The sequence below is a fragment of the Falsiroseomonas oryzae genome, assembly GCF_027856955.1.
GTDB lineage: Bacteria > Pseudomonadota > Alphaproteobacteria > Acetobacterales > Acetobacteraceae > Falsiroseomonas > Falsiroseomonas oryzae.
Map to the genome: position 1 here is coordinate 1 of NZ_JAPSMD010000267.1, position 7470 is coordinate 7470.

General features: G+C 73.4%; 9 protein-coding genes. 7 read left to right on the forward strand and 2 right to left on the reverse strand.

The features are described from left to right. The 3 genes from OZN99_RS21030 to OZN99_RS21040 all read left to right on the forward strand — a co-directional run. Positions 1-1293, forward strand: a 1293-nt coding sequence (locus tag OZN99_RS21030; RefSeq protein ID WP_408611880.1) for an alpha/beta fold hydrolase, incomplete at its 5' end; no start/stop codon positions are given. A gap of 63 nt (positions 1294-1356) precedes the next feature. Then, positions 1357-2532 (forward strand): acetyl-CoA C-acetyltransferase, encoded by a 1176-nt coding sequence (locus tag OZN99_RS21035; RefSeq protein ID WP_270937213.1) that lies wholly within the window; start codon positions 1357-1359, stop codon positions 2530-2532. 179 nt (positions 2533-2711) lie between these two features. Then, positions 2712-3788 carry an SMP-30/gluconolactonase/LRE family protein gene (locus OZN99_RS21040; protein WP_270937214.1) on the forward strand — a complete coding sequence of 359 codons (1077 nt, stop codon included), beginning with the start codon at positions 2712-2714 and terminating at the stop codon, positions 3786-3788. 54 nt (positions 3789-3842) lie between these two features. Here OZN99_RS21040 and OZN99_RS21045 read toward each other — a convergent pair whose 3' ends face one another. Continuing rightward, a complete protein-coding gene (locus OZN99_RS21045; RefSeq protein WP_270937215.1) occupies positions 3843-4436 on the reverse strand; it encodes a hypothetical protein in 594 nt (197 codons plus the stop codon). A gap of 56 nt (positions 4437-4492) precedes the next feature. Then, on the reverse strand, positions 4493-5206 hold the full coding sequence (locus OZN99_RS21050) for a class I SAM-dependent methyltransferase (protein ID WP_270937216.1): 714 nt from the start codon (positions 5204-5206) through the stop codon (positions 4493-4495). A 60-nt stretch (positions 5207-5266) separates the two neighbouring features. Here OZN99_RS21050 and gloB point away from each other — a divergent pair, with 60 nt between their 5' ends. The 4 genes from gloB to OZN99_RS21070 form a co-directional block, all read left to right on the forward strand. Continuing rightward, positions 5267-6004, forward strand: coding sequence for a hydroxyacylglutathione hydrolase (gene gloB, locus OZN99_RS21055; RefSeq protein WP_270937217.1), 738 nt, complete (start codon positions 5267-5269; stop codon positions 6002-6004). Between the two features lie 13 nt (positions 6005-6017). Beyond that, positions 6018-6620: a glutathione S-transferase N-terminal domain-containing protein gene (locus OZN99_RS21060; RefSeq protein WP_270937221.1), complete on the forward strand. Its 603-nt coding sequence runs from the start codon at positions 6018-6020 to the stop codon at positions 6618-6620. Next, positions 6617-7078: a cupin domain-containing protein gene (locus tag OZN99_RS21065; protein ID WP_270937218.1), complete on the forward strand. Its 462-nt coding sequence runs from the start codon at positions 6617-6619 to the stop codon at positions 7076-7078. Before OZN99_RS21060 ends, OZN99_RS21065 begins: the two co-directional genes overlap by 4 nt. Continuing rightward, positions 7075-7470, forward strand: a 396-nt coding sequence (locus tag OZN99_RS21070; protein WP_270937219.1) for a class I SAM-dependent methyltransferase, incomplete at its 3' end; no start/stop codon positions are given. The genes OZN99_RS21065 and OZN99_RS21070, both read left to right, overlap by 4 nt.

A 7470-nucleotide genomic window follows, 5' to 3' on the forward strand; every position in this document is an offset into this window, starting at 1 on the left:
TCGGCCGCGCCGCGCCCTTCCCGCCCTTCGCCGCGCCGCATGACGGCGCCGCTCCGCCGCCGCGGCCCGCGCCCGCTGCCGCTGCACCTGATGCTGGGGGCGAGCCGGGGATGGCTGGCGATCGCCGACGCGATGATGCCCTCGGCGAACGGCTGGCCGCACTCGAACGCCGCCTGGCCGATCTCGAAGGCGGGCCGGACGGAGCGGCAAAGGATCCTGGCAAGCCTCGCCGCCGGACGCCACGCGCCTGAGGCATTCCGCGCCGCGCTGCTGCGGCGCCTGCTGCGCGAGGATCGCGCCCTGCTGGCCGGCATCGCGGCCTATCGCCGGCATCCCTACGCCCGCAGCCTGCCGGACCCGCCCGCGATCTGGTCGGAGGGCGGCAGCCGGCTGCTGGACTACGCCGGGCCCGGGGCCGCCGGCCCGCCCGTCGTCTTCGTCCCTTCCCTGGTCAACCGCGCCTATGTGCTGGACCTCGCGCCTGGCGCCTCGCTGCTGCGCTTCCTGGCTGGGCAGGGCGTGCGGCCGCTGCTGCTGGACTGGGGCTGGCCCGGCGAGGCGGAGCGCGGCTTCACCCTGACCGACTACGTGGCCGGCCGGCTGGAGCGGGCGCTGGCCGGGCTGCCTGGGCCTGCCGTCCTGGTCGGCTACTGCATGGGCGGCCTGCTCGCCCTGGCCGCCGCGCTGCGACGGCCCGCCAAGGGAAACCAGGGCGTCGCCGCGCTGGGCCTGCTCGCCACCCCCTGGGATTTCCACGCGACCCCGGCCGAGGCCGCCCGCGCGCAGGCGGCGGCGGCGCTGCTCCCGGGGATCGAGCCGGTGCTGCAGGCCGGCGGCACGCTTCCCGTGGACGTGATCCAGACGCTGTTCACGGGGCTCGACCTGTGGGGCGTTGCCGGAAAGTTCCGGGCCTTCGCCCGGCTGGACCCTGCCTCGCCCCGCGCCGCGCTGTTCGTGGCGCTGGAGGACTGGCTGAACGACGGCGTCCCGCTCGCAGCCCCGGTGGCGCGGGAGGCGCTGGGCGGCTGGTACGGCGCCAACTCCCCGGCGCGGCTGGCCTGGCGGGTGGCCGGGGCGGTGGTGGACCCGGCCGAGGCGCGCCTGCCGACCTTCCTGGCCATCCCGCACCGGGATCGGATCGTGCCGCCCGCCTCGGCCCGAGCCCTGGCCGCGCGGCTGCCGCCCGGCGCCGTGGTGCACGAGGCCGCTGCGGGCCATATCGGCATGGCGGCCGGCAGCGGCGCCGAGGCGGCGCTGTGGCGGCCGTTGCTCGCCTGGCTTCGAGGGTTGTAGCCGCGCGTGCGCCGCAGCATGCTGGGCCCAACGCCAGTTCCTGAGGAAGGGAAGAACCCCCCAATGACCGAGATCGTCATCGCCTCCGCCGCGCGGACCCCTGTCGGGTCCTTCAGCGGCGCCTTCGCCAGCCTCCCCGCCCACCAGCTCGGCACCGTCGCCATCAAGGCGGCGATGGAGCGCGCCGGGGTGAAGCCCGAGGAGGTGGACGAGGTGATTCTCGGCCAGATCCTGACGGCGGGTGCCGGGCAGAACCCGGCGCGTCAGGCCGCGGTCGCCGCCGGCATCCCGGTCGAGCGCACCGCCTTCGGCATCAACCAGCTCTGCGGCTCCGGCCTGCGCGCCGTGGCCCTCGCCGCCCAGCAGATCGCCACCGGCGACGCCGCGATCGTGGTGGCCGGCGGGCAGGAAAGCATGACCCAGTCGCCGCACTGCGCGAACCTGCGCGCCGGAACCAAGATGGGCGGCCTCGAGCTGGTGGATACCATGCTGCGCGACGGCCTGTGGGACGCCTTCCAGGGTTACCACATGGGCAACACCGCCGAGAACGTGGCCCAGAAGTACCAGCTCACCCGCGAGGAGCAGGACCGCTTCGCCGCCGAGAGCCAGCGCAAGGCCGGCGAGGCGATGAAGGCCGGCCGCTTCAGGGACGAGATCGTCCCGGTGACCGTCAAGGGCCGCAAGGGCGACGTGGTCGTCTCCGACGACGAGTATCCGAAGCCCGAGACCACCTTCGAGGTCCTGGCCAAGCTGCGCCCGGCCTTCGCCAAGGACGGCACGGTCACCGCCGGCAACGCCTCCGGCATCAATGACGGCGCCGCCGCGGTGGTTGTGATGAGCGCGGCCGAGGCTGCCAAGCGTGGCGTCAAGCCGCTGGCGAAGATCGTCTCCTGGGCGACGGCGGGGGTGGATCCGTCCATCATGGGCACCGGCCCCATCCCGGCCAGCCGCAAGGCGTTGCAGAAGGCCGGCTGGGACATCGCCAGCCTCGACCTGATCGAGGCGAACGAGGCCTTCGCGGCGCAGGCCTGCGCGGTGAACAAGGACCTCGGCTGGGATCCGGCCAAGGTGAACGTGAATGGCGGCGCGATCGCGCTGGGCCACCCGATCGGCGCCTCCGGCGCGCGCGTGCTGAACACCCTCCTGTTCGAGATGCAGCGCCGCGGCGCGAAGCGCGGCCTGGCCACGCTGTGCATCGGCGGCGGCATGGGCGTGGCCATGTGCGTCGAGCGCGCCTGACGGCGCCACATGCGTGGAGCGCGCCTGACGTCCCTCTTCCTTCCCCGCTCCGGCGGGGAAGAGGTGCGCAGGTGCTGACGGGCTGCCCTCTCGCGCAGCCTTGACGTCCGGCACAACCGGCGCGGGTGCCATCCTCCCTCCCTGAGCCGCCGCCCGCGGTTCAGGGAGGGACGCCACGCATGACCACCACGCATCTCAGCCGCCGCGGCCTGCTGGCCGCCGCCACCGTGCTTGCCGCGACACCCGCGCTCGCACAGCGCCGCTTCGGCGACGACGCGCCGCCGCAGCGCTACCCCGACCCCGATATCGTCACCCTCGACCCGCGCCGCTTCACCGCGCCGCTCGGCAACAGCGCCATCCGCCGCATCCACACCGGCATGCAATGGGCCGAGGGACCGGCCTGGCACGCGACCGGCCGCTTCCTCATCTGGTCCGACATCCCGAACGACGAGGCGCTGCGCCTGACCGAGGAGGATATGAAGGTCAGCCGCCGCTTCCGCAGCCCGGCCGGCTTCTCGAACGGCAACACCTTCGACCGGGAGGGCCGCCACATCGCCTTCCGCCACCTGCACCGCGACGTGGTCCGCTACGAGCCGAACGGCCGAGTCACGGTGCTGGCCGCCCGCGGCCCCGACGGCCCCTTCAACGCGCCCAACGACGGCGTGGTCCATCCCGAGGACGGCAGCCTCTGGTTCACCGATCCCGGCTATGGCGCGCTGATGAACTACGAGGGCGAGCGCGTGCCGGAATCCGCCAACTCCCCGCGTCCCTTCATCAAGGAGGCGATCTACCGGATCGACGCGCAGAACGGTCAGGTGACGAAGGTGGCCGACGAGCCCTTCAAGCCGAACGGCCTCTGCTTCTCGCCGGACTACCGCACGCTCTACGTCGCCGACACCGGCGCCAGCCACTACCCGGAGGCGCAGCGCATCATCTGGGCCTTCGACGTGGACGGCCCGCGCCTGCGCAACCCGCGCACCTTCGCCTCCATGGCGCTGGAGGGGAAGAACGGCATGGCCGACGGCATCCGTGCCGACGAGCGCGGGAACATCTGGTCCTCGGCCGGCTGGGTGGGCGACGGCTACGACGGCGTGCATGTCTTTGCGCCGAACGGCGACCGCATCGGCCAGATCAAGCTGCCGGAGATCTGCTCGAATGTCTGCTTCGGCGGGGCGCGGCGGAACATCCTGTTCATGACCGCGAGCCAGTCGCTCTACGCCGTCCCGGTCGAGACTCGCGGCGCGCATTTCTGCTGACCGACGCGGCGCCGTCCCCGCGCCGGGGAAGGCGCCGCGCGATGCGCCGAAGGGTCAGAACAGCGCGTCGATATCCGCCTGCGCCAGGTCGGCCGAGGCCTTCGGCGCCTCCACTGTGCGCAGCTGCGTGGCCACCTGCACGCGCGGCCGCGGCACCACCGTCCCATCCGGCAGCAGCGTCTGCAGCACGCCCTCCACCTGCTGCAGGTGCTGGATGGCCCGGCGGATGCGCTGGCCCGTGAGGTCCTGGAAGGCACAGGCCTCGAAGATGGCGTTCACCCGCTCCGCGATGGCTGGCGCCGTAGCGGCGTCCCGCCCGGCGGCGATCCAGTCGCCGATCGCCTCGGCCGCCTCCATGATCGTGTTGGCGGCCGCCTCGGTGACCTGCACCACGGCCTCCAGCTCGAGCCCGCTGTTGCGCGTGGCGGCGGCGGGCATCGCGACCAGCTGGGAAATCTGGTCCTGCATCCGCGCCAACTCGCCGGACAGGCGTGCCTCTCCCATGTCGGCCAGCTCGACGGAGGCGTGCAGCTCGGCGCTCAGCTCGCTGATCCGGCGGTCCAGAAAGCCGCGCAGCTCGGCGATGCGCGGATCGATCTCGGCGCGCAGGGCAGCCCGCAGGGCCTCGTCGGGGAGCGTCTGGGTCATGCCGTCCATGCCGGCCTGATCGCATGGCCGCGGTTACCCCGCGGTTGATGCGTCGATCAGGCCGCGGCGGCGGCCAACACGCGCCGCCGCACCGCCACCGCCCCGGCCGGCACCGCGGAGAACAGGTCCTTCTCCGCTTCCACGATGAACACGCCGGCCAGCCTGGGGCAGAGGACCCGCCCCGCCTGCTCCAGCGCCGGCGCGGCGGAGCCCATCCAGCGCAGGCCGTAGGGCGGCACGAACAGCGCGGCCTCGCGGCGTTCGGCGCGGAACAGGTGGCGCTCCAGCAGCCGCTCGATCTGGCCGCGCGAATAGGGCTGGCCATGGCCGAAGGGGGTGCGGTCCAGATGCGCCCACATGCCGACGCGGTTCGGCACCACCAGCATCAGCCGGCCGTCATCGGCCAGCACGCGCCAGACCTCGCGCAGCAGCCGCCTTGCGTTCTCCGCCGCCTCCAGCCCGTGCACCAGCACGATCCGGTCGAAGCTGGCGTCTGGAAAGGGCAGGCACTCCTCCTCCGCCAGCAGTGTGGCCGTGCCGGGGGGGCCTCGCAGGTCATGCGCGCCGTTGAGGTGCCCCGGAACCAGCGCGATCCGCCGGCCGGCCTCCGGCCATAGGCGGAGATACGGCGCAACCCATCCCAGGCCGAGAACGGATTGGCGCGGCAGCGCAGGCCACAGCGCGGCCATGCGCGCCGCCACCAGACGCGCTGCCGTCTCTCCCCCGCGTGAGCCGTAGAACGCGGCCAGCCCGTGGACCTCGGTGCTCATGCGCGTGATATAGGGCCTTCGCGCGTCCAATGGGACGCCTGGATTCGTGGGAGGCACGGCATGTCGTTGCGGGTCGAGGCGGTTCCGTGCCTCCAGGACAACTATCTCTGGCTGCTGAAGGACGGGCCGACCGGCGCCGTCGGCATCTGCGACCCGGCCGAGGCGGAGCCCGCCATCGCCGCGGTGGAGGCCGCCGGCGGCCGGCTGGACGCCATCCTGCTGACCCACCACCACGGCGACCACGTCAACGGCGTGCCGGGGCTGAAGGCCCGCTTCCCGGAGGCGAAGGTGGTCGGCGCCGCGCTCGACGCGCACCGCCTGCCCCCGCTCGACCTGGTGGTGAAGGAGGGTGACCTGGTGCCGCTCGGCGCCGCGCGGGCCGAGGTGCTGCACCTGCCAGGCCACACCACCGGCCATATCGCCTTCCACTTCGCCGCCGACCACGTGCTGCTGTGCGGCGACGTGATCTTCGCGCTGGGCTGCGGGCGCCCGCTGGAGCAGGGCGGCATGGAGGCGCTGTGGCACTCGCTGCGCCGCGTCGCCCGCCTGCCGCACAACACGCGGCTCTGCTGCGGCCACGAATACACCGAGGCGAATGCCCGCTTCGCGCTGCATGTGGACCCGGAGAACAAGGCGCTGAAGGCCGAGGCCGAGGCCGCCGGCGCGCTGCGCGCCGCGGGCCGCCCGACCGTGCCGACCACGCTGGCGCAGGAACTGGCCGCCAACCCCTTCCTGCGCGCGCGCGACCTGGCGGAGTTCACCGCCCGGCGCGAAGCGAAAAATCACTTCAAGGGATAGAAGCGTCTTGACCATGAAGCTGCACCACAGCCCAGCCAGCCCCTTCGCACGGAAAGTGATGGCCTGCGCCATCGCGCGCGGCATCGACAACCGGATCACGACGGTGGCCACCGATCCGCACAGCTCGCCCGCGTCGCTGCTACAGGACAACCCGCTCTCCAAGATCCCGTGTCTGGTGCTGGAGGATGGCACCGCGATCTACGACAGCCCGGTGATCTGCGAGTATCTCGACACGGTGGGCGAGGCGACCGGCCTGTTCCCCTCCTCCGGCACGCCGCGCTGGATCCGCATCTCCGTGATGCATGCGCTGGCCGACGGCATCATGGACGCCGCCGTGTTCCGCCGGATGCGCTTCGGCAAGCCCGAGGACGAGACGCGCGCGCATTTCCTCGCCCGCCAGAAGGCGGCGGTGGAGCGCGGCCTGGCGACGCTGGAGGCCGACCCGCCGCAGGGCCTGACGGATATCGGCGCGATCGCCGTCGCCTGCGCGCTGGGCTATCTCGACTTCCGCTTCGGGCACGAGCCCTGGCGCCCGGCGCATCCCAGGCTCGCGGCGTGGTTCGCGCAGGTCTCGGAGCTGCCGCCGCTGGCGCGCACGGCGCCGCCAAAGGCGTGAGGCTGGACGACCCAAGCCTGCGGGCCGACGCGGTGGTCACCGCGCTCGGCCTGCGCCCGCACCCGGAGGGCGGCCATTACCGCGAGGTCTGGCGCGACACGCCGGAGGGGGCCCATGGGGAGAAGCTTCGCGGCGCCGGCACGGCGATCCACTTCCTGCTGGATGCCGCGGAGCGCAGCCACTGGCATCGCGTGGACGCCGCCGAGCTCTGGCTCTGGCAGGCCGGCGGGCCGCTGGTGCTGTCGCTCTCGGCGGATGGGCGACAGCCCGTGCGGGAGATCCGCCTCGGCCCCGACCTCGGCGCGGAGGAGGCGCTGATCGGCGTGGTCCCGAAGGGCTGGTGGCAGGCCGCGCGGCCGGCCGGCGGGCGCTGGTGCCTGGTCTCCTGCACCGTCAGCCCGGCCTTCGACTTCGCCGGCTTCGAGCTGGCCCCGCCGGGATGGGAGCCGGGCGCATGAGCACGTCTCTAGCCTGGGATGAGCGGTATTCCAGCGGCGACTTCCAGTTCGGCGAAGCGCCGAACCGCTATCTCGAGGAACTGCGTCCCTGGTTCGCGCCGGGGATGCGCGCGCTGGCGCTCGGCGACGGCGAGGGCCGCAACGGCGCCTGGCTGGCGCAGCAGGGCCTGGTCGTCACCTCGCTGGACTGGTCGCCCGTCGGCATGGCGAAGGCCGAGCGCCTGGCGGAGCGGCGGGGCGTGGCGATGCGCACCGTGGTCGCCGATGCCGCCGCCTGGGACTACCCGGAGGCCGGCTTCGACCTGGTCGCCTGGATCTACCTGCACCTGCCGCCGGCCGATCGCGCGGCGGCCGCCGCCGGCGCGGCGCGTGCCCTGGCGCCGGGCGGGCTG